At 63.6% G+C, this 19158-nt stretch carries 17 protein-coding genes; 6 read left to right on the plus strand and 11 right to left on the minus strand.

Going from position 1 to position 19158, the window contains the following annotated elements:
• Positions 1-3: 3 nt before the first annotated feature.
• Complete coding sequence (locus Q9293_RS04810; protein WP_306250590.1) at positions 4-1653, plus strand: M14 family zinc carboxypeptidase; 1650 nt, start codon at positions 4-6, stop codon at positions 1651-1653.
• 43 nt (positions 1654-1696) lie between these two features.
• On the opposite strand, the gene Q9293_RS04815 is transcribed toward Q9293_RS04810, so the two are convergent.
• The 3 genes from Q9293_RS04815 to ybeY form a co-directional block, all read right to left on the minus strand.
• Complete coding sequence (locus Q9293_RS04815) at positions 1697-2428, minus strand: YebC/PmpR family DNA-binding transcriptional regulator (RefSeq protein WP_306250592.1); 732 nt, start codon at positions 2426-2428, stop codon at positions 1697-1699.
• 116 nt (positions 2429-2544) lie between these two features.
• Positions 2545-3264: a lipopolysaccharide assembly protein LapB gene (locus Q9293_RS04820; RefSeq protein ID WP_306250594.1), complete on the minus strand. Its 720-nt coding sequence runs from the start codon at positions 3262-3264 to the stop codon at positions 2545-2547.
• A gap of 90 nt (positions 3265-3354) precedes the next feature.
• Positions 3355-4089, minus strand: coding sequence for an rRNA maturation RNase YbeY (gene ybeY, locus Q9293_RS04825; protein ID WP_306250596.1), 735 nt, complete (start codon positions 4087-4089; stop codon positions 3355-3357).
• Between the two features lie 300 nt (positions 4090-4389).
• On the opposite strand from ybeY, the gene Q9293_RS04830 reads away from it, so the two are divergent.
• Positions 4390-4986: a 16S rRNA (guanine(527)-N(7))-methyltransferase RsmG gene (locus tag Q9293_RS04830; protein WP_306250598.1), complete on the plus strand. Its 597-nt coding sequence runs from the start codon at positions 4390-4392 to the stop codon at positions 4984-4986.
• A 50-nt stretch (positions 4987-5036) separates the two neighbouring features.
• Here the strand turns inward: Q9293_RS04830 and Q9293_RS04835 are convergent, their stop codons facing one another.
• Genes Q9293_RS04835 through Q9293_RS04845 form a run of 3 tightly spaced genes read right to left on the minus strand, consistent with a single transcriptional unit; the run spans position 5037 to position 7775 of the window.
• The gene (locus tag Q9293_RS04835) at positions 5037-6209 is read right to left on the minus strand and encodes a LysM peptidoglycan-binding domain-containing protein (protein ID WP_306250600.1); all 1173 of its coding nucleotides are present in this window, start codon (positions 6207-6209) and stop codon (positions 5037-5039) included.
• A 33-nt stretch (positions 6210-6242) separates the two neighbouring features.
• Positions 6243-7154, minus strand: a complete 912-nt coding sequence (locus Q9293_RS04840) for a PfkB family carbohydrate kinase (RefSeq protein WP_306250603.1) — start codon at positions 7152-7154, stop codon at positions 6243-6245.
• Between the two features lie 3 nt (positions 7155-7157).
• Entirely contained in the window at positions 7158-7775 is a 618-nt protein-coding gene (locus tag Q9293_RS04845; protein WP_306250605.1) for a Smr/MutS family protein, read from the minus strand.
• A 404-nt stretch (positions 7776-8179) separates the two neighbouring features.
• On the opposite strand from Q9293_RS04845, the gene Q9293_RS04850 reads away from it, so the two are divergent.
• Positions 8180-8833, plus strand: a complete 654-nt coding sequence (locus Q9293_RS04850; RefSeq protein ID WP_306250607.1) for a hypothetical protein — start codon at positions 8180-8182, stop codon at positions 8831-8833.
• A gap of 49 nt (positions 8834-8882) precedes the next feature.
• Here Q9293_RS04850 and Q9293_RS04855 read toward each other — a convergent pair whose 3' ends face one another.
• From Q9293_RS04855 to Q9293_RS04865, 3 genes are all read right to left on the minus strand, one after another.
• The gene (locus Q9293_RS04855; protein WP_306250609.1) at positions 8883-9740 is read right to left on the minus strand and encodes a hypothetical protein; all 858 of its coding nucleotides are present in this window, start codon (positions 9738-9740) and stop codon (positions 8883-8885) included.
• A 32-nt stretch (positions 9741-9772) separates the two neighbouring features.
• On the minus strand, positions 9773-10780 hold the full coding sequence (locus Q9293_RS04860; protein ID WP_306250610.1) for a hypothetical protein: 1008 nt from the start codon (positions 10778-10780) through the stop codon (positions 9773-9775).
• An 80-nt stretch (positions 10781-10860) separates the two neighbouring features.
• A complete protein-coding gene (locus Q9293_RS04865; protein ID WP_306250612.1) occupies positions 10861-12789 on the minus strand; it encodes an ABC-F family ATP-binding cassette domain-containing protein in 1929 nt (642 codons plus the stop codon).
• A gap of 72 nt (positions 12790-12861) precedes the next feature.
• Here Q9293_RS04865 and Q9293_RS04870 point away from each other — a divergent pair, with 72 nt between their 5' ends.
• Positions 12862-13365 carry a MarR family winged helix-turn-helix transcriptional regulator gene (locus Q9293_RS04870; protein ID WP_306250614.1) on the plus strand — a complete coding sequence of 168 codons (504 nt, stop codon included), beginning with the start codon at positions 12862-12864 and terminating at the stop codon, positions 13363-13365.
• On the opposite strand, the gene Q9293_RS04875 is transcribed toward Q9293_RS04870, so the two are convergent.
• Together Q9293_RS04875 and Q9293_RS04880 are read right to left on the minus strand one after the other, a co-directional pair.
• A complete protein-coding gene (locus Q9293_RS04875) occupies positions 13335-15089 on the minus strand; it encodes a transglutaminase family protein (RefSeq protein ID WP_306250616.1) in 1755 nt (584 codons plus the stop codon). The genes Q9293_RS04870 and Q9293_RS04875 overlap by 31 nt on opposite strands.
• A 29-nt stretch (positions 15090-15118) precedes the next feature.
• Positions 15119-15568: a Spy/CpxP family protein refolding chaperone gene (locus Q9293_RS04880; protein ID WP_306250618.1), complete on the minus strand. Its 450-nt coding sequence runs from the start codon at positions 15566-15568 to the stop codon at positions 15119-15121.
• Between the two features lie 87 nt (positions 15569-15655).
• Between Q9293_RS04880 and recO the strand changes: the two genes are divergently transcribed.
• Together recO and Q9293_RS04890 are read left to right on the plus strand one after the other, a co-directional pair.
• On the plus strand, positions 15656-16393 hold the full coding sequence (gene recO, locus Q9293_RS04885; RefSeq protein ID WP_306250621.1) for a DNA repair protein RecO: 738 nt from the start codon (positions 15656-15658) through the stop codon (positions 16391-16393).
• Positions 16394-16451: 58 nt separating this feature from the next.
• Positions 16452-19049 (plus strand): methyl-accepting chemotaxis protein, encoded by a 2598-nt coding sequence (locus tag Q9293_RS04890; protein ID WP_306250624.1) that lies wholly within the window; start codon positions 16452-16454, stop codon positions 19047-19049.
• Positions 19050-19158 lie beyond the last annotated feature (109 nt).

Below are 19158 nucleotides of genomic sequence, written 5' to 3' on the forward strand. Positions count from 1 at the left end.
TTCATGCGTGGCCTTGCTCTGATCCTCACGGGGACCTCGCTCTTCGCAGGCTGGCCCCAGACCACGCCTGAACGCACGGAGCTGCGCCGCACCTCCACGGTGGCTGATGTGCGGGCCTTCATGGAGGCCCTGCGCAAACAGGCTCCAGGGCTCGAGCCCTACCAGCCCAAGGGCGCCCCCCGTGCCACGGAAACCGGCAAGCCGCTGCTGGCCTGGCGCCTCAAGGGCGTCGGCAAGGATCCCCTGCGGGTCTACGTGAATGCCAACATCCACGCAGGTGAGGTGGAGGGCAAGGAGGCCATCCAGCAGGTGGTGCGGGAGCTGTTGCAGGGCAAGCATCCCGAACTGCGGCGCAACCTCGACTTGGTGGTGATGCCCGCCTACAACGCGGACGGCACCGATGCCCAGGATCCTTCGATCCGCTCCTACCAGCCCAATCCCACCGAAAGCGGCGTGGGCCGCCGGGAGAACGCCCAAGGGTTGGATCTCAACCGCGATTTGATGAAGGTGGCGGCGCCCAACACCCGCTGGCTGCTGGCCATGCTCAACGAGTTCGATCCCGCCGCCGTGCTGGACCTCCACACCACCAATGGCAGCACCCACGGCTTCCACCTGACCCATGGCCCCGCCTGCACCATGGGCGCGGACGAGGGCCTGCTTTCCTTCAATCGGAAGATGCTGGTGGATGTGCGGGAGCAGTTGAAGGCGGAGGGCATGCCCACCTACGACTACGGCAACTTCGTGCCCTACCGCCCCACGGCGGAAAAGCCGCCCACGGCCTGGGAGACCTACGATGCCCACCCGCGCCTGTTGACCAACTATCCGGCCCTGCGCAACCGCTTGGCAGTGCTCTCCGAAAGTTATGTGTACCGCAGCTGGCCTGATCGCATTTCCGACACGCGGAAGTTCGTGTTGGCTTGTCTGGGCTGGATGGTGGAACACCGGAACGAGGTGCGCAGCCAGGTCCGCGAAGCCCAGGGTCGCTGGACCACCGCCTGGGCCAAGGGCCCGGTGTCCTTGCCACTTTCGGCGAAGCTGAAGGAGGTGGAACGCTACGCCTTCGACTGGGTGGATCCCATCCGTGACGACAAGGGGCATCTCATCGGCGAGAAGGGCCGCACGCGCCTGGAGCTTCCCAGCTTCGTGGGTTTCGAGGGTCAGGATTACGTGGAGGTGCCCGCAGGCTACCTCGTCGATCCAGCCTTCGTTCCGAAGGTGCTGCCCATTCTGCAGGCCCACGGCCTCAAGGTGCAGCTCGGGGCCTCGCGCCCAAAGAATCTCGCTGTTCTCCACTTTCAGGAATCGGGTCGCAAGCTCGCGCCCGGCGCTTACCAGGGAGTGTTTACCCTGGAGCTGCAAGGCACCTGGAAGGCCGAGGCCACGCCGAAGAAGCAGCAGGCGGCATGGACTTCCGCCGACCTGGACCGTGCCCTCTACATCCCCCTGGATCAGCCCCTGGGCCGTCTGGCCTTCTACCTGTTGGATCCCCGCAGCAGCGATAGCCTGGCCTATTGGGGAGCCTTCCATAGCGCCCTGGTGCGCGGCGATGGCATGTGGGGTGAGCCGCCGCGATTCCCGATCCTTGCGGTGGGGCGCAGCGAGGCGGCTGCCGTTTCAGCCACGCCGATGGCCGCACCGAAGACACAGGAATGAAAAAGGGCGCCGAAAGGCGCCCTTTTCTGGATTGGCTGGAACCTCAATCTTCGGGCTCGTCGTACTCGCCGTTGTGCCACACGTTCTGCACGTCGTCGTTGTCTTCCAGAAGGTCCACGAGCTTGAGGAAGCTGGTGAGCTTGGAGCCCTCCAGCGCAGTGCTGGTGCTGGGGGCCATGATGAGCTTGGCCTCGATGACGGGCAGCTTGGCGGCGTCCACAGCGTCCTTCACGGCCTGGTAGGACTCGGGGCTGGTCTTGATGACCCAGGCCTCGCCCTCGTTGACCACGTCATCGGCGCCGGCTTCCAGAGCCACTTCCATGATCTTGTCTTCCTGGACATCCGGTTCGACGACGATCTGCCCCTCCTTGCTGAAGAGGTAGGCCACGGAGCCCTGGGCGCCAAGGTCGCCGCCGAACTTGGCGAAATAGCTCCGCACCTCAGGGGTGGTGCGGTTCTTGTTGTCGGTCATGGCCTCGATGAGGATCGCGGCGCCGCCCGGACCGTAGCCCTCGTAGACCACTTCCTCGTAGGTGACGCCTTCCAGTTCGCCGGTGCCCTTCTTGATGGCGCGCTCCCAGTTGTCCTTGGGCATGTTGCTGCCCTTGGCCTGATCCACGGCCAGGCGCAGGCGGGGGTTGCTGGCCACATCACCACCACCGAGGCGGGCGGCCACGGTGATTTCCTTGAGGATCTTCGTGAAGACCTTGCCGCGCTTGGCGTCAGCGGCGCCCTTTTTGTGTTTGATGGTGGACCATTTGCTGTGGCCTGACATGGCGTGCTCCAAAGTGTTTGGTTGAGGCGAGGCTGTTCGGGTTGGATCTCCCCGCCTGAACAGCGGGGGCCGAGGGGACGGGTGAGTGAGGCGAGCGGTGGTCCCCCCGGACGGCACTATCCGCGGAGGGCGCGGCGGGAGACTCGGGCGAAGGGGGGGGCTTCCTGGCGGATCATGGGGCGCTCCAGGAGGAACTGGTACCACTGTTCTCCGTAGACCTTCATCTTGAGGGGCTTGCCGTTCTGCAGCAGGTTGCGATTGGTGATGAGGCGCTCATCCCCCTTGCAGATGCCCAGGCCCTGGTTGAGGACCTCGATGGCCTTGTCGCGCTCGCCCATCTCCACGAGCACATACGCGAAGACCGCGTAGAGAAGGCTCTCCTTTTTCCCCGTCTTGAGGGCGAGGCTGAAGGTTTCCTTGGCCAGTTTCTTCTCGCCGCGCTTCCACTGGAGGATGCCCAGCATGGCCTTGGCAATGAAGTGCTGCATGGAGGCGGATTTCAGAAGGGGCTCGGCCTCGTCGTTCTTCTTGCGGAGGTACTGCACGACGCCGATCTGGCCATCGATGCTGCCCTTTACCAGGAACTGACGGGAGGAGAAGCGGTAGCCCTCCTTCATGGTCTCGATGGCTTTGTCGAACTGCTGCTTCTTCAACAGCTCGCCGGCGCGCGTGAAGATCTTCTCAAGTTCCTGCTGGATCTTCCGCCCCTGCCAGATGAACAGCCCAGCTCCGGCGAGGATGCCCAGGGGCAGGCTGATCCAGAGCTTGATGCTCAGCAGGCTGGACAGCAGGATCACGGCAAGGGCGGCGCCCAGGCCGAGCAGGAGGTTGATCACGGAAACTCCGTATGGCACGGCCCGGGATCGGGCCAAAGGGCCATTTTATCGGCCTTCGGGCCGATTTGCCATGCAGTGGTTCGGAAAGGGCTAGCCGATCACGCCGCTGCGCGAGAGACCGGGGCGGCGGCGGCGGACCGTGCGTTTGGGTGGCGCTGGCGCGGTGGCTTCCTTCCTGGGGCGGCCGGGGCCGCGTTTGGGAAGCAGGGCCTCTTTCGGTTTGACCACCTTTTTGACCTTGCCTTTCCTGTCCTTTTTCACCCGCTCGCGTCGCACCAGGGCCGCCGCAGCCCGGCCCGTGACGACCACACGGGAACCATCCTTCAGTTTCTTTACCTTGCTGCCGGGTTTCCGGCCCCGCTTCAGGCTCATGGCCAGCGGTTCCTCGTCGAGCAGTTCCCGCTCCAGCTGGGCCTGCAATTCCATCATCTCGCCGCGATCCATTTCGTGGTCATGACCACAGAGGTGGAGGAACGCGTGGATGACCAGTGTCTCTACCTCACGGCGGCGGCTCACACCGAATTTCTTGGCCATTTTTTCCGCAGTAGGAAGGCTGATGACGATGTCACCCAGGTGAGGGAAGGCCCCTTTTTCTGCGCTGGAGGGGAAGCTCAGAACGTCCGTTGTCATGTTTTTTCCGCGATGTTCGCGGTTGAGTTTTCTCATGCCACGATCATCGACATAGGTGAGGGAGATGCCTTGAGCATCTGGAGCGAGTCGATCTCTGAGGTCATGCAGCAGTTTGCCAATAGACTGCTCGCCCGGTCCCCGCATTTTGCTGCGACTGGACCAATCGATTGTGAAAGGGAGACGGGGTTCAGTCATGGCCGATTTCCTTTCATAAGATCAACAATAGGATGGCAAGGATGGTTCAATATTCAGTATTTGTCAATATGATAATTCTAGAAGCGATAATTGAATCGATGTACACTTTCTGACCTAAAAAATAAATTGTGGATTGCTAGCCCACAATCAGGTCTTTAATTATTGAATTGATGAGATAAATAATAACCTGGATCAGGAATTAGAGAGCGTGGCACAACCCGATGAGACAGCGTCACGCTCGCCAGGCTGTCGGGTTTTGTTTCGGCCTCTCAATGCTCCTTCCCCTGGCATGCTGGGAACATGGAGCCGCGCCTGCCTTCCGACATCCAACCGGCCTTGGGCCGCTACCTGGTTCTTCTGGACAAGTGGAACCGTACCCATGCCCTCACTGCCCTGCCACCTGGGATTCGGCGTGAGGAATTGCTGCAGGATGCCTCGGCGCTGCTGCCCTTTCTGGCCCCGTTGCCCGCTGGAGCGAGGGTGGTCGACTTCGGAACCGGCATGGGGTCCCCGGCGGTGGTGCTAGCCCTCGCCCGGCCCGATTTGGAGATCCTCGGCGTCGATGCTTCGAGCAAGAAAATGGCCTTTCTCCGTCAGGTGGCCATGGAACTCCCCGTTCCCAACCTCAAGGCCATTCATGGCCGCCTCGAGGACTTGGAACCGCTCCAGGCTCATTGGGGTACCGCCAAAGCTCTGGCTCCCTTGGGTACGCTGGTGGGATGGTGGGGCAGGCACGGAGGACCCGATGCCCCGTTTTTTGCGTTGAAGGGCCCTGACTGGGCGGATGAACCCTTGCCAGGCGGGTGGTTGGCCACGCCGCATCCCTACGTTCTTCCAACCCGAGGGCACCGCGTGGTGGTGGAAGTGAGGGCCTCGCGGGCAAACCATTCGGCCTAGAAAGAGGAGGCCCCCGACTTGGGGGCCTCCTCGTGCGATGCATCGGGAGCTCAAGGGGTAACGGTATCTCCGCCCAGGATTTCCTCCACGGAACGCAACACGCGGCAGGTGGATGACTGGGCATCCGCGCGGACCACGAGAACCTGCCCAAGGTAATAGGTCGTGGTTTCGGTGGGAGGATGCTTCTCCTTACCTGATCCGACAGGGTATTTGCGAGTTCGCACGGCCAGGAGCACGTCACCAACCTTGAGGCCATCGTTGGCACCCTTGTCAATGACGATCATATCGCCGCTGCCCACATGCTGCTTGGCATCCCGGGCATAAACCACCACCCCGGCATTGGCCGCGAGTTTTACTGGCTCTGTCGTGTCTGTTCGGAACTGGGCGGGAATGTTCGCAGGCTCCACGAATTTCACCAGACGATTCCCAACTTCCACGCTGTCCAACGAACGCTCGATGACGGCCACCGAGCCCTTGGATTGTGCGGTGACGATGCGAACCACTCCGATCTGCTGGATCACGTCCCCAAGTTTCTTCTTGGCGATGCTGGGGTGAACGAGGCGCTTGGAAACGGTTTTGAGAACCAAGAACCGATCTCCCACCTTCAATCCCTGATCCGCCCCGCCATTGAGGTAGACCTGCTCACCTTCGCCGAGGTACTTCCGGTCATCGCGTTTGTTGGAGGTGATGGTGAAGGCCCCCTGGTCTTTGTAATAGGCCTCCGCACCTTGGGGGGCGAGGAAGGGCAGCTGGATGAAATCCTGGAAGGAGAAGCCCAGCTCCGGGCGGCGCATCGCGCTGGGATCAGCCCGCCGGAGGTCCGGCTGAAGGTTGGCCACGGCATCTGGAACTGAACCTGCCGTGGCCACGGCCCGGGCCAGGTCGATGACCAGGGGGTCGCCGGGGTAGATCCAGTGGGGGTCCTTAATCCACTGGTTCAGTTCCCAGATCTGGGGCCAGGCATAGGGGTTGCCCAGGTATTTCCCGGCCAGATCCCAGAGCGTGTCGCCCTTTTGGACGATGTGGGTCTTGGATCCCTCGGGGACACTCAATTCCTTGGGGTAGTCCCATTTGGAGCTGTGGGCTTCCACTTTGATCGGGCTCGCAGGATTCGTTTCCTGGGCGCAAAGGCCAGGCGCCCCAAGGGCTAACGCCAGGATGAGCCCGTGCGACGCGACACGCGAACGCATCCGGCCGGCATTCAGGCGAGTGGGCTGATGCATCGGGAACCCCCAGATAGGATGGAATAGCGGTGATTATAGGTCTTCGACACGGATCATATCTGAAAATAATGCCAATCGGTTGCGGACTTCGTCCTGGCCAATCTGCTCCAGCCGTTCCGTTGAGAATTGTTCCACGGTGAAACTGGCCATGACCGAGCCCATCAGGGCCGCGTGTTTCAATGCGGTCACGTCGGTTCGTCCGATTTTCGCGAGATAGCCCAGGAACCCGCCCGCAAAGGTGTCCCCGGCCCCGGTGGGGTCAAAAACATCTTCCAGCGGATAGGCAGGTGCGGCGAAATTTCCCTCGGGCGTGAAGAGCGCCACGCCATACTCGCCCCGCTTGACCACCAGGATGCGGGGGCCCAGCTCCTGCACTTTCCGGTAGGCCTTGACGAGGCTGTGCTCCTTGGTGAGCTGGCGGACCTCGGCATCGTTCACGAGGAGGATGTCCACTTCCTTGAGAACCGCCTCGAGGGCTGGCCGGGCGCCTCCGATCCAGTAGTTCATGGTGTCCAGGGCGATCCACTTGGGGCGGTGGGCCATCTGGCGGACCACATCGAGCTGCAAGACGGGATCGATGTTGCCCAGGAACAGGAAGGGGGACTCCCGGTAATCCGGCGGGAGGTTCGGCTGGAAATCTGCGAACACATTGAGATCCGTGGCGAGGGTCTTGGCCTCGTTGAGATCGAAACCGTAGGCCCCCTTCCAGTGGAAGCTGAGGCCCTTCACCCGGGAAAGGCCGGTCAAATCGATGGGGCGGTTCTCGAAGACCCGCATCTGTTCAGGGCCGAAATCTTCACCTACCACCGCCACGATGCGGACTGGGTGGAAGCGGCTGGCGCTCAGAGAAAAATAGGTGGCGGAGCCGCCCAGGGCGTGATCCCGCTTCCCGAAGGGCGTTTCCAGATCATCAAAGGCGACACTTCCAACGACCAACAGGCTCATGGTTCAGGACTCCCTGCGGGGGGCGGGTTGAGTGGGTGACGACCCGAAATACAGCAGCCAGGCCTGGGTTCCTCCCATGGGAACGGGTGCCTGGGCGTAGCGCGCCACCATGGGCACTTCGCCCGAGGCCAGCAAAGCCAAGAGCCCCTCGTGCAGCGCGGGATCCGTGCCCAGATTGACCTGCAGGCTTCGCCAGCCAAGGACCGTCCCGTCGCCCAGGCGATCCTTCAGGCGGTCGAGGGCATCCACCAGAGAATGGCCCCGGAGATCGAGGGATCCATCCACCTCGATGGCCATGCCGGCAGCCAGCTGGAAACGCACAGGGGGCGTGTTGGGCGCTGGGGCGCGTTCAGCAGGTGTGATTTCCTTTGGAGAGGCCTCAGAAGCTCGGGGGGCCTCTGCAACCAATTCGCGGCTCGTATCGAGTTGGGGTGGTTCCAGCTTGGGAGCAGGAACGGTGGCCTTGGGGGCAGGTGTGTCGAAATCCATGCCCCCCTTTTGAAGGGGTTTGATCCCTTTGAGGTCTTTGAGGGCTGCCTGGAACGTTTCCGGAACGGGGGGCTCTTTGGGAGTTGCAGCCTCCGTGGCGGGCGCGCTGGGCTCGGGCAGGGTGGCACCCATATCAGCCCTCCCCGATTGACTGGCCTTTGGCGCCGAGGGTTTCAGCCCCATGGCAGAGAGGAAGACAGCATCTTCCTCTGCCAAAGGGACCGGGCCACCGGGTTTTGGCGTGGGTTTGGGCAAGGGCTTGGGGGCAGGCGCGGCCTCCTCCGGGCGGAGCTGCTGTTTCAACTTTGCCAAATCCTGCTTCCAGGCCATGAACCATCCTTGTGTGTCCAGAGTAGGGCATCCTGGGCTTCACCCAAAGCCTGCCGTTGCAATCCGACACCCATCCGAGGCAAAACGCCGCGGGAGAATCCCCCGTTCAACTCCGGGCTTTTTTCAAGGATCCAAGGTTTGACGGGCCTTGGCGTAACCTGGCACACCTTTCGCCCGTAGCTCACACATCCTTCCTGGAGGCCCCCATGCGCCTGGCCGCATCCCTGCTTGTGCTCCCCCTGATCCTTGCTTCTGGAACCGCCCTCAAGGCCCAGAGCCCGCACATGGGCTTCAGCTTGAACCTGCTGGCCCCCACCGGGGACTTCGCCAGCAAGACCTACCCGGCCTACTACAGCAGCAAGGTTGACCGCACGATTCCGCCCCAGAAAGAAACTTATGATGTGGGCCTCGGCGGCAGTTTCACGGTGAGTTTCCCCATGGACCGGAACCTGGCCATCCGATTGAATTTGAGCGGTTCCGCCGAGAATGGCACCAACCGCGCCCCCGGGGAGGACACCATCAACCTCCGCCACTCCCAGTTCAATGTCGGTGGTGATCTGCAGATCTTCCCCCAGGGCACGGCTTTCCGCCATCGGGGCCTCTATTTCGTGGCCGGACTTTCCGCCGATTTTGAGCAGTTTGATCGGAGCTTCGGCGATCCCCTCTACGACTATACGGACACCACCCACAAGAGTCGCCTCGGCGCCACGGGTGGCATCGGCCACAGCTTCGGCTATGACTCGGGCATGCGCTTCACGCTGGAGGCCAGCTTCCACAAAACCATTACCGGGAACGACACAAGTGCTGGCGATCCGCCCAGCTCTGACTATCTGAAATTCAGCTTTGGCTTTGTATTCTGATTCGCCTTCTGCCCAATGAAATGGCCCCGTTCCGGGGCCATTTTCAAGCTCAGCCCTTTTTGGCTGGAGCCTTCTTTTTGGGTTTTGGTTTGCCCGGTTCCGCTTCTTCCTCTTTGCCGAGCAGGGCGTTCACGAGGCGGGTGACATCCTTGTTGGAGGGGTCCAGCTTCTGCAAACGGCGGGCATAAGTGAGTCGTTCCTGGCGGGGGCGGGCATCGTCCGCCTTTACCTGCTCAAGTTTGCCGACGACGAAGGGGACCGTTCCTCCCGCCTCGGCCATCTCGGCCTTCTCGGAAGCGAGGAAGGTCTGCCAATCGGCGGCGGTCTTCGCGGTGGTTTCCTTGGCCTGCCGAAGCCGGGCGAGAATGCCCTCAATGTCCTTCAGGGCGCGTTCGCTGTGGGCGATGGCCGCCTGCTGTTCGTCCATGAAGATCTTGAGCTGCTGACGCAGCTTGATCTGCTCCTGAGAAAGCCCGGGCGCCTCTTCCAGTTCCTTGAGGCGAGGCGTCTGCTTGGCGATGGCCTCCCGGTATTCCTTGAGCTTCACCTCATGCTCCACGCGGGTTTTGGCAAGGAAGGGCTCTGCTGTGGTGAGGTTTTCTTCTGCGGCCGATTGAGCCTTCTGCAGATGGGCGATGGCCTCCTCCCAGCTACCTTCGGCCAGGCAGGCCCTGGCCGCAAGGCCGCGGAGCGCCACCAGGGCATGCATGTCGTTGTAGTCGGAGGGATTGATGGAAAGGCCTTCCCGCCCGAGCAGGGCTTCCACGCCCTTGCGCACGGTGCTGGCCTCGCCCCGCTCCAACTGGAGCTCCCATGGGCCGCGGACTTCTTTAAAACGGTCGGTCAAGCTCTGAGCGCCAAGGCTGGTGGCCAGGGCGCAGGCAAGCAGGAAGCCGAAGCGGGTCATGGGCGCTCCAATTGGGGTGCAGGAGGGAATGGCTACTTCTTCTTGGTGCCGACTTTTTTGGAACCCTTGGGCTCCTTTGCAAAAGCATCCTTGCCGGCGATCAAGTTGTCGAGGGCCTTCTGTGCGCCGACATTGCCGGGATCAAGCACCAGGAGCCGGTTCAGGAAGGCAGCCTGAGCCTGGGGCGTGCCCAGTTTGGTGACGTTCTCGGGGGCCCGAAGCACTGCATCCACCCAGCTCTTCTTGCCGACGACCTTCACCTTCTTAATCGTCTGCTGGGTGTTGAACTGCGTGATCTCATCGTTCTGATCCGCCACCGCTTTCTTGGCCTTGGCGATGGCCTCGTCCGCGGACTTGATCATGCCATCGACTTCCTTCCGGTTGTCGGCGAGGAGCTTGGCCACCTTGGGAGCGTTGGCCAGGTTCTGTTTGTGCACGGGAAGGGCATTGGCGATCTGCTGAAGTTCCGCTTCGTCCTGCTGGACTTGGGCGCCCCTGGCGTTGAAATCTTCGACTTCCTTCTTGGTGAGCTTCTTCTTGCTGGCCTTGATTTCGTCGTATTCGGTCTTGAAGGCGGCCACCTTCGCTTCCAATTCCTTCTGCCGGGGCTCGTTCTTGGCCACGAATTCGCCCGATGCCTTGGCCACGTCGTTCCACTGAGTGGCAATGGGGGCCTGTGCTTTCTCGAGGTCGGCCAAAGTGGCCCGGGCGGCCTGGGCACGCTTCTCCTGGATTTCCAGAGCCTTTTCCCACTGGCCCGATTCGGACATCACATTGGCGTAGAGGCGGTACAGGGACATCAGGCCCTGGGCATTGTCCAGGCTCTCCCCAATATCCTTCGGAGAGGCGGCTTTGAAGACGGGGCGCTGGGCCGGGATCAGGGCCGAGACCTTGGCCAGGGCTTCCTGGGGCTTCAGTTCTTTCAGCAGCTGGTTGATGCCGGGCAGTTCGGTGTTGAACCGCTGGGCGAGGTTCTGGTCCGCAGGGGCCTGGGCGACCAGGGTGACGGCTGGGACGAGCAGGAAGGTCAGTGGGCGCATGGGCACTCCGGAAAGGTTCAGCCTCCAGGGTAGCGAAAAGCCCCGGGCCGGGTGTTTTTCCCCGCCAGATTGTGACGGGATCAGTCTCCGCTCCGTTTCTCTTCCAGCTCCAGCCATTCGGCCTCCAGCAGCTCCAGTTCGCTCTGGATGCGATCCCGGTCCTTCAGGGCCTGGTGTCCAGGGCTGTCCGGGCGCAGGAAGGCGCTGGGGTTCGCCAGGGTGCCATCGAGCTCCGCCAACTGCCGGTGTAAGGTCTCGAGGTTTTGCTCCACCTCGGTCAGGCGCCGCTGCTCTTTCTGGGAGAGCCCCGGCTTTTTGGGCTTGTCGGCGGTCGGGCGGGCGGTGGCTCGGGTTCCCTCGATTTTGGGCGGGGCCTGCTCTGCGGCTCGGGCCTCCCGCAGGCTCCGCACCGTGGTGGGGGCCCCCTCATAGAGTTCCCAACGGGGGCTGCCGGTGGGGTTCCAGGCCAAGGTATGGGTGGCCACCTGATCGAGGAAAAAGCGGTCGTGGCTTACCAGCACCAGGGTGCCGCCAAAGTCAGAGAGGGCCTCTTCCAAATTCTGAAGGGTCGGAATGTCGAGATCGTTGGTGGGTTCGTCCAGCACCAGCAGATCGGCGGGGTTCAGCATCGCCTTGGCCATGAGCAGCCGGTTCCGTTCTCCGCCGCTGAGGGTGGAGGCGGGCCGGGCCTGCTGATCCACCGGGAATCCGAAGCGGGTGAGGTAGACGTGGGCGAGCATGGTGCCGTTGCCCGTATCCACGACGGCGGCCCTGTCTGCCAGGTTGTCCAGGATGCTGCGCTGACCATCCAGTTCGCCGCGTCCCTGGGAGATGGCCGTCACGGCGAATTTGGGGTGGCGCACCACAGAACCAGCGGTGGGTTCCAACTCGCCGAGGAGCACCTTCAAGAGGGTGGACTTCCCACAGCCATTGGGCCCCAGCAGGGCGATGCGCATGCCGCGCTGCAGGCTGAGGTCCAGATGACCCAGCAGCTCCGGGCCGTTCGGGTAGGCGAAGCAAACGCCTTCCGCACGCACCAGGGCGTCGCTGCGGTTGTCGCCTTTTGAGAACGTGAGGCCCTGGCGGATCTCCTGCCGGGTGCGGTCGGTGACGGTGTCCTTGAGGTCGAGAACTTCCTGGATCCGGAGTTTGGATTTGCGCGTTCGGGCCTTGGCGCCACGGCGCAGCCAGGCCATTTCTCGACGCAGGCGGTTCTGCATGTGCTCGTTGAGCCGCGCCTCGCGGAACTCTCGATCAGACTTCTCCAACAGGTAGTCGCTGTAGCCGCCCTCATAGCTGCGAAGCGCACCATCCTCCAGTTCCAGCATCCTGGAAACGACCGCATCCAGCAGGTGGCGGTCGTGGGTGATGAGGAGGAGGGCGCCCTCAAACCCTGCCAGCCATGCCTCCAGGCGCTCCACCTGCTCAGGGTCCAGGTGGTTGGTGGGTTCATCCAACACCAGCACATCGGGCTCCTTGAGCCAGGCCTGGGCGAGGGCCACGCGTTTCCGCCAGCCGCCGGAGAGGGATTCCACTTCGGCATCCAGGTCGGTCAGGCCCCAGACGGTGGCGGCCGCCTTGAGCCGCGGTGCCAGGTCCCAGCCCCAGTGGTGTAACAAATGCTCCACATTTTGCAATTCGTCAAAGAGGCGCGCCTCCGCGGCCCCGGCCGATCCATGGAGGACCTCGTGGATCTCCTGATGCCGGGCGAGGAGGGCGGCGTGGTCCGAGAGCGACGCCTCCAAAGCCTGGCGGATGCTGGCACCAGGCGCGAAATGGGGCTCCTGGCTGAGGCGCGCGACGCGCAGACCCTGGGTGATCACCACCTCGCCTGAATCGGGAATCTCGTCACCGGTGAGCAGGCGGAAGAGCGTGCTTTTCCCAGCGCCGTTGCGGCCGATGAGGCCCACCTTCTCGCCCTGGAAGAGCCCGAAACTCAATCCGTCCAGGATGGCTGTCGCGCCATAGCGTTTCGTGACATTGATCAAACTCAGGGCGATGGAAGGCAAGAATGGCTCCTCGGACCTTCCAGATTCCCATGAATGGGTTGATCCTTGGCCCGAAAGTCTTCCGAGGCACCCATGTCACTTCAAGAAGAACTCCAGATGTCCATCCTGCCCCCGCCGGGAGTGCAGCTCATGCTTCAGCTGATGCTGACGCGGGAGGCGGTGATCCGCGTCCAGGAGCGGCTGTTCGAGGCCCACGGCCTGACCATCCAGCAGTACAACGTCCTGCGCATCGTCCGTGGTGGCCCCACCAAGGGCCACCCCATTTATGAGATCGAGCGGCGCATGATCTACCGCTTCGCCAACGTGACGCGTCTGGTGGACCGCCTGGAACTGCAGGGGCTCCTGAAGCGCGTGGCCGATCCCAAGGATCGGCGCGTGAGCCGAGTGGTCATCACGCCGAAAGGTCGTCGGCTCATGGAGCGGCTGGATGTGCCGGTGCAGCAGATGGCCACACGTCTCACCAGCTGCTGCGATGAAGCGGAATGCCTGGCCATGTCGAACCAGCTGGAACGACTGCGGGAGCACTGCTCCCAGCAGGAAACCGTTCAGGAAGAGCTGGTGGGCGCCATCAACTGATCCAGCAGGTTGTAGGCCTCTGATTCGGAGAGGCCTTCAGCCTGCAACCAGCGGCCTCCGCCCAGATCCATGACAAGCCGCCGGGAGGGTGCATGCCACCAGCCCGAGCGGAGCGTGCGCGGGCCCGCCAACCGCGCACTCCCTTTGAGCTGCGCTTCGTTGGGCCGGGTCACGGCCTCGATGCGCCACGGGCCGCCCGTGGCGCTGCGAAGGTGGAGCAGCCCTTCAGCGAGACTCCACCGGCCGCCGGGAAACCGCAGCTTCACGCCGCCGGGAGCCGAGATCTGGTCCCCTTGCATGGAGGGCGATTCCCCTTTCTCGGGCACCCAGCGGATGCCTGAAAAGGCCGTGGCGGCGGTATCCCAGCCCACACTGCCCAGGTCTGATAGATCCGTATCACCCAGTTTGATGCGCAGGGCGGAGGCTGGTGCCTGATCGAAGGTGGGATCGATGGGAACCCAGCGCTGACCCAGCCGCACTTCCACCCAGAAGTGCAAGCCAAGCATGTCTCCGAGGCCCACCCAGCCAGTGACGCCCCGCGCGGGAACGCCCAGGCGGCGCAGCAAAGCCACGGCCAGCACACCATTCTCGGTGCAGTCGCCCCGGGGCGTGTGGCAGACCTCCAGCGCCGAGGCAAACCCCACGGTGAAATCTTTCTGGGTGATCCACTCAAAGACGAAGGCGTTCACCCTCCGGGCAATCTCCCAGCGCGACAATCCGGCAGGAAGGGCCATGCGGCGCAGCAGCCCATCGAAGGCGGGATCCTCGAAGGGCACCAGGGGACTGGGCGCCAAGTACCGCGTCTCCTCGGCATTGGGTGTGCCCTGGACCGGCCCCTGAGTGCTTTCGGCTGCGGAAGGAGGTTCGGCCCGCCGCAGCCGCCAGCGGTTCCCCGGCAGCGGGGCCTGCTGAGCATCCTCCGGCAAGGCGGGCTGGGGCCCCTCGGTGCGCAGAACCCATTCCGGCATCCAGGGTTGGAAGGGGTGGGGAGGAAGCTTCTGCAGGGTCTGCGCGAAGAACCCTTCCGAAGTCGCAGGAGGCCTCGGGGCGGGCAGTTCCGATCGCTGGCTGAGCACCTCCATGCCGCCCAGTTCGGTGCGATGGCGCAGTTCCCCAGCACTGGGCGAAACCCAGAGTTCCACCTTGGCGGTGTTGCCGCCCTCGGTTTCCTGGCCCGTAAATCGAACGGCGTCGGGAAAGCCGGGCAGGGGGGCTGGCCCCTGGGGTTCCAGCTGCAGGCTGCTCCACTGCTGAATGGCGAAGGAGAAGGTCACGGCCTTCAGAGGATGGCGCCGCTGGGCGGCCTCTTTCAGTTTTGCTTCGAGATCCTCTGGCCAGAGCATTGCTCCCGCGGGCACTTCCTTGCGCACAGGGGTCCCGTGCGCGGGTTGGAGGAAGAGGATTCCGGGTTCCTTGGGTGACCACCCGGCCTGGCCTTCGAAGGGTTCCGTGGAGAGTTGCAGCCGCCAGGTGAAGGTGAGGCGCCCATCAGATGCCTTGATGGCCTTTTGATCGATCTCCTGTTTGATCTCTTGGCCCAGACGGGACAGGACCATCCATTCACGGGTACGGATTTCCAGGCTTTGGCCCTGCTGTTTGGTTTCAATGGAGGCCCCTCCCACTTCTTGGCCTCCCAGCCACTGGCGGAAGGTTCGGGTGGGCGGGGTCTGGCCCAGAAGGGACAGGCCGCTGAGGAACAGCACGAAAAAGGGGGATGCACGCATCCCCCCAGTCTATCGATCCCTTTGCGGTTTCATCCGGGCATCCCGGCGGCCATGCGGAGATGCCGCATGCGTTCCTGCCGCTTCACCCGGGCCAGCGCGTGCCTCTCGGCGGCCTTGGCGCGCTGCTCGGGCGTGAGGATGGCCTGCACCTCCTGGTGGAGTGACCGCTGGGCCAGCATCAGGTCGAACCGGGCCGCGGAGGCCTTGTCGTGCAGGGAGCGCAGCTGGGCTTCTGGCGTGGTCGAATCCTGCAGGGCCGCCTGCAGCGCCGTCTGGGCCTGTTTGGCCGCATCTCGGCGGAGCAGCAGGTCGGGGCGGTGTTTGTCCCGGATGGCCTTGATGCTGGATTGCTGGGCCTCGGTGAGGTTCATCCCTCGACCGGTCCATTCGGCGCGAGGACTGTGACCGGGCCCGGCCTGGGCCGACAGGGGCAGGGCGGCCATGGCGATGCAAAAAGCGGTGTGGCGCATGAAGGTCATCTGGGACTCCCTTGGCTGAGGTGGTTTCTGCCTCACCTCTTGAGACCCGGATCCTGCGAAGGGGTTGAATGCGGGCAGACTGGAAGGGTGATTCGGACCCATGCCGCCATCGTGCTCAAAGCTGTGCCCTATGCTGAGGGCGGGGCGGTGGTGTCCTTCCTTTCCGAGCTGGGCGAGCGCCTGTCTGGCGTGGCCAAGGGCGTGAAGAAGCCCACGGCCAAGTGGGTGGCGGCCTTCGAGCCCATGAGCATGGTGCGCGTGAGCTTCTTCGGGAAGGAACACACCGAGCTGAAGCGCGTCACCCGCTGCGAACTGAGCTTCAGTCCCCTCACACTCGGCCATCTGGAATCAAGCCTGGTCATGGCCTGCCTGGCCGACCTCTTCGACCGCGTGGCCCGGGAGGGCGTGGAAGATGATCGCCTCTACCGGCTGCTCTCCGCCTGCGGTCGGGCCCTGAAGGCCCAGCCGGACAATGCCCTGGGCATCTTGGCCTACGCCGAACACTGGCTGCTTCATTGCATGGGGTTGTTACCTCATCCCCGGGTCTGCGGCCGTTGCGGCAACGACACGGCCGCCCTGGTGCTGTTCAGCCCGGAGGATGGCTGGTGTTGTGGATCCTGCACCGCCGTGGATCCCGGGGAAGCCCTGCCGCCGGGGACCCGGGAGTACCTCCGGGGCCTCCGCTCGGGGGGGGCCGACGTGGCCCCCAGGGTGAACCCCGTGGACGAAGCCCAGACCGCGATCACGGCCCTTCTCCGGGCGCGGTTGCTCCAGGAGCTGGGGGGCGGGCTGAGGAGCTACGACGTGCTCTGGCGGACGGTATGACGCCATTGCCCGACACGCTAATTCTTGCCTTGTGGTGGGGACCGGCCGATGGATTCCCATGGTCGAGGAAAAGCTTATGGGGCTGGGCAGGTCCATCTGGACGCGGATATCGGGTCTGAGGGTCTCCGTGGAAATGCTGGGGCTCCCTTTGCTTTGGGCCGTGCTCTGGCTGGTGGCCTACGTGTTGTTCCGCCATGCCGGGGCACTGCAGCCTGCGGAAGGGGCCTTCCTGATCGTGGCCGCTGCTGGGCTGCTGCGGGCGGGCCTGCACTGGCTGGACTGGCACCGCGGGCTGGCCAGCGATGGCACCCTCATGGATGGGGTGCAGCGGATCCTCCAGGGGGATCGGCATCCCATCGCCTTACCGGAGGGCCTGCGAGAGCGGGACGCCCAGGTCGCGGCCGCGCTGAACGCGCTCATCGAGGATGTGCGGCAGGAGCGCACGGGAGACCGCGCGTTGCGCCGGGCAATGGCTCGGGAGTGGGTGGAATTGGATGCCCTCTTTGAAGCCATCCAGCGCCACCGTGCCAACGAGGAAGAAGTCCGCCAGGAGGGCAGTCTCAGGCTGGAGCGGCTTGGGCGGGACTTGAAGGCCGCCTTTGAAGACACTCTGAAGCTGGATCAAATCGAGTTGAATCACCGGCTGCGAGCGGACCAGTTCAGGCTGCAGGGACAGGCCTTCCAGAGCACACTGGGCCGACTGCGGGCTGATCTGGAGCAGTTCGAGAACCTGCTGGAGGAACTCCACGATTCCTTTCCGCGCATCCGCCGCGAAGAGGATGCACTCGGGCGATTGGCGGATGCCGGGCTTCGCCAGGGGTCACGCCTGTCCCTGACCGTGAAGGGGCTGGTGGCGCATACGCCGCGCCTCATGGACGAAACCCAGTCGCGCATGGAACAGCTGGGGCGGTTCCGGCAATCCGCCGATGGGGTGCGGGACAAGACCGAAGCTCTGGCCCGTCGGCTGGAGGGCTTCCGCGAGGAAGCTCAATCCCGCATCCGCTCCTTCGGGGGTGCCCAGGTCCACCTGAAAGAATTGGATCACGTGGCCCAGCAGACCAGTCTTCTGGCCGTGAATGCAGCCATTCTCGCCCAGCAGGATGGCGGCAGCTCAGGCATGGCCACCATCGGCAGCCGTCTGCGGTTTCTGGCCGATCAAACGGCGGAAAGCACCTCGGGGTTGGAACGGATGCTCGACGTCCATCAACGCGGTCTGGAGCGCGAGACTTCTGGCCTCTGGGATCTGCAGGAGGTGACCCAGAGCCTGCTGGCGGATGTGCATGAGCTGCTGCGGACCGCGGGGAATCTGGACCATCAGGGACATGGGCTTGAACGGGCGCTGGAGACTCACCTGAGCCTGGTGGATCAGGTGCGCCAGGCTTCAGAACGGGCCGAACTATCCCTGCACGAGGTGCGAGAGCGCGCCGTTGCCCTTGAGTCTGCGCATGTGCGCCAGTGGGGCGTCGAGGCCAAGCTCGCGCCGGAGAGGGAGCGGATGACCCGCGAGGCGGCGCGCCTGCTGGAAGTGGGGGCAGAGCTGGCCCGCATTAGCCAGCAGAACATCGACGAGATCTGGGACATCCTCTCCCGGCACCAGGAGATCCGTAGGACCGAGGCCTACCGTCAGGTGGTTTCAGAGGGGCTGCCCCACCTCATGGATGCCTCCATGACTGCCGAGGCCACCTGGAATGGCGTGACATGGGTGCGCGCCCAGCACCGCCTCCGGCTGGTTGAGGCTGATCGGGGGCTGCTGCCGCCCATGGGCCATCGCGAATCCAATGGCGGGCTGCGTCTGCTCTTGATCGCGGAGGACGCCCTTCGCAGGCCTGAACCCTCCGCGCTGGAATCATGGTCCTGTGATGCCAGTGGGCGCTTCTGGGAACTCCGGTTACTGGCTTCCCTGAAGACTGAAAGCCATCGGCTCGCCCTGCTGGCCCTGCTGCGGGAAAGCGCTCTGGTGGCCAGTTTCCAGGGGGTGGAAATCCACATCGCCCCGGCGGGTGTGCATGTCCGACTGCCCCATCCCTACCCTGGATTTCCGTCATTCCTGATGGGACTGCGTCTGGAATTGCCCGTGGATCCGGACTTGTGGGATCACCCCTTCCGGGAGTGGGATCTGCCGCCTCTGGAGACTCAGAGTCTGCTTTGGCTTGGCCCTGGCCCCGGGGGTGGCGTGCAGAACCCCCTCATGCGTTTGGCGCATAGCTGGGTGCGCGACACAGACCATCACGAGGCCTGCTTGCTGTGGCTTCCCCATGAGGGACATCGGCCCTCCTGCCCGTGGCAAGGGGATGAGGGCTTTGAAGAATCACCCGTCATTTCGATCGCGATCCGCTGTGTCGGTCTCGGAGCCGATCCGGCGCCCCTGCGGCCCATGTACGACAGGCTTCTGCAGGCCGGCGCCCAGGAGGGGCTCGGAGGCGCTGCCCTTTGTTCCGTGGGGATCGGCCATGCCCATCCGGAAGCCCTGCTGCTGCGCTTGTTCGAGCCAGAATCGGATCTCGCCGGTGCTTTCCATCCCGATCTGGTTCCCTTCCAGGCCCGTCTGCGGGACGAGGTGTTGGGCGGCGGCACGGGCGATCCCTACCGCGCGGCCTGGTCGATTCTGGAGGACCTGCAGCGCGCAGGTTGGTTGATGCCCTTGCCTTCTGTTTGATGGTTTGTGATGCATCTGTGACATATATCTGAAGTTAAATTTCCAGGGTGGGGTTGACAGCCTCAAAGGCGTGCCGATACCTGTTGCAAGCGATCTTTGGACCTCCCCA

Source organism: Geothrix sp. PMB-07, assembly GCF_030758935.1.
GTDB lineage: Bacteria > Acidobacteriota > Holophagae > Holophagales > Holophagaceae > Geothrix.